This is a genomic window from Pedobacter mendelii (genome assembly GCF_014635725.1).
Classification (GTDB): domain Bacteria; phylum Bacteroidota; class Bacteroidia; order Sphingobacteriales; family Sphingobacteriaceae; genus Pedobacter; species Pedobacter mendelii.
Map to the genome: position 1 here is coordinate 1 of NZ_BMDJ01000024.1, position 2659 is coordinate 2659.

Below are 2659 nucleotides of genomic sequence, written 5' to 3' on the forward strand. Positions count from 1 at the left end.
CTTTCTGATGGCAACTTCTTTGGTTCTTTGTGTGGCTACGAAAGAAATTAACCCGAATAAACCGATGAAGGAAATGAAGATAATTACACCTGCGAAAACTTTAAACAGTGTACCCATAATTTTTTCGCTTTCATAATAGTTGTTAATGCTCTGACTTACAAAATTTGAATCGAAAATTCCGTTAGAAAAATTACTGTTCCAAACAGTCTCAACTTCTTTCATTGTCGAAACTAATTGCTCACCATCCATTTTTATGGCAACATTCCAATACTCGTTTTTACCCGGAAAAATTGCCAGTCCGGAGATATTTTCTTTTAAGGATTGATCATTAAAATCTTTCACCACACCAACAATAGGAACAGTATTTCCACTGGCTTTAATTATTTTTCCAATAGCATCCTGTGGATTTAAGATATTCATCTTCTTTAAAAAGGTTTCGTTAACTACACAGGCATTCGCCGTATCGCTTTTAATAAAAATCTTTCCAGCTACTAATTTCAAATCAAAGACTTTAAAGAAATTTTCGTCAGCACGCATGTTTCTTAGCTCAAAATCTTTGTTTTTGATGCCTTTATAAATAAAATCGCTTGAATTGATGTTACTCGATAAAGGTGGCGATTGGCAAAAACTCAATTCTTTCACACCGGGAATTTTTAACACCCGTTCTTTAAAAGTATTGTACTTGATTTTACTAATACTATCGCCCGGAATGCCAACCATTACAACTGCATTTGGGTTAAAGCCCAACGATTTTTCCTGAACATACCGCATTTGTTTGATGATAACCAAAGTTCCAATAATCAATACTACGGTAATCGAAAACTGAACCACAACTAAAATTTTGCGAAGGCTTAAACCATTGCCATTTAAAGCTATTTTATTTTTTATAGCCAATACAGGGTTAAAGCCAGAAATAATCAGTGCCGGGTAAAATCCGGCCAAAAAAGCTACAAAAACAACAAGAATTATCATAAACAGAAAAATGGCCGGATGACTAAACAAGCTAAATTCTATTGCGCCTTTAAAAAGATTTTGCATTGGCGGAATTGCAAGTTCAGTAATAACACAGGCAATGAGCAAGGCGATTAAACTTACGGCAAAAGTTTCTGTTAAAAATTGTGCAATAAGTTGTTTCCGCTTGCCACCCATCACTTTACGAACGCCAACTTCTTTCGAACGGTTTATAGATTGGGCCGTGCTTAAATTAATGAAGTTTATGCACGCTGTTAGGATGAGGAATAAACCGATTACAGCTAAACCATAAATTTCACTTCGATTGATCGATGCATCTGCAAAATTATCGTACTTCTCGCTAAAATGAATCGCTTTCAAAGCTTGAAGTCTGTTCTTTTGATTGCCGGCAATTTTTTCAACCGGATAATATTTTTTGTTAAACCTGGCTATTGATTCATTCAAATCGTCGGCATTTAAACCTTCTTTTAAAAGTACATAGCTTGATGAACTTGAGTTTACAGAATCCCAATTGTTATTAAATCTTCCGGCATAGGTTTCATAACTAATCACAATACCAAGAGGAAAACTGCTATTTTGAGGCATCGTCTCAATAATTCCGGCTACTTGCAGATCAGTTTTGTTTTCTATCTTAATGGTTTTTCCAATAGCGTCTTTTACATCACCAAAAAATTTGACGGCATATGCTTTTGATAGTACAACCATATTTGGCTTTGATAAGGCCAATTCCGGCGCACTATAGATCCATTTAATATCGTTAAAAATTTCAAAAAAATCAGGTTGAGCATAGTAAACCGGTTCCTGAGATTTAATTTTTTCCTTTCCACCTGCATCTTTTACGCTGATTATTCCACCTCTCTTTACAATTGAACCAACTTTTTCAAAACCTGCAATTTCATTTCTCGCCGCGGCTGAAAACGGAATCGGAACCCCTGCTGAAAAATCATCATAAGCATTGTATTTCCAATCGGTTACCACTCTAAAAATCCTGTCTTCGTTCTTAAAACCCTCATCGAAACTTAATTCGTAGCGAATGAAAATAAAAATAAGGATACAACTTGCCATTCCAATTGAAAGACCAATAACATTGATGAATGTGTAACCCTTGTTTTTCCAAAGGTTTCGCCAGGCGATTTTTAAGTTTAGTTTGAACATTTTCGTAGTATCAAGTATTTAGTATCGAGTATCAAGACATCAGCTTTTTGCTTTGGTTTTTAGTCTTTCAGCTTATATCAGTAGTCAGTATCAAGTATCAAAATACCGGCTTTTCGCTTTAGTCTTTGAGCTTTCCGCTTTATTCATATTTAAGTGCATCAATTGTATTGGCAACCGCAGCTTTGTAAGAGCGAATGGAGACTGTTATCAAAGTGATGGCCATTGAAATTAGCATCGCTAAAGCGAATGGCCAAATGCTAATTTCAATTCTATAGGCAAAACCATTAAGCCATTTTGAAACGAACAAATAAGCCAATGGCCAGGCAACTAGATTGGCTATAAAAACCATTACTAAGAAAGAACCATTAAGCATTTTCACCAATTCGATGGTTGAAGCGCCAAGAACCTTTCTGATGGCAACTTCTTTGGTTCTTTGTGTGGCTACGAAAGAAATTAACCCGAATAAACCGATGAAGGAAATGAAGATAATTACACCTGCGAAAACTTTAAACAGTGTACCCATAATTTTTTC

At 35.4% G+C, this 2659-nt stretch carries 2 protein-coding genes; both read right to left on the minus strand.

All coding sequences use genetic code 11. From position 1 onward, the window contains the following. Positions 1-2127, minus strand: a 2127-nt coding sequence (locus IEV50_RS19500; protein ID WP_188417590.1) for an ABC transporter permease, incomplete at its 3' end; no start/stop codon positions are given. A 139-nt stretch (positions 2128-2266) separates the two neighbouring features. Then, positions 2267-2659: ABC transporter permease (locus IEV50_RS19505; protein WP_188417592.1), on the minus strand; the 393-nt coding region annotated here is incomplete at its 5' end.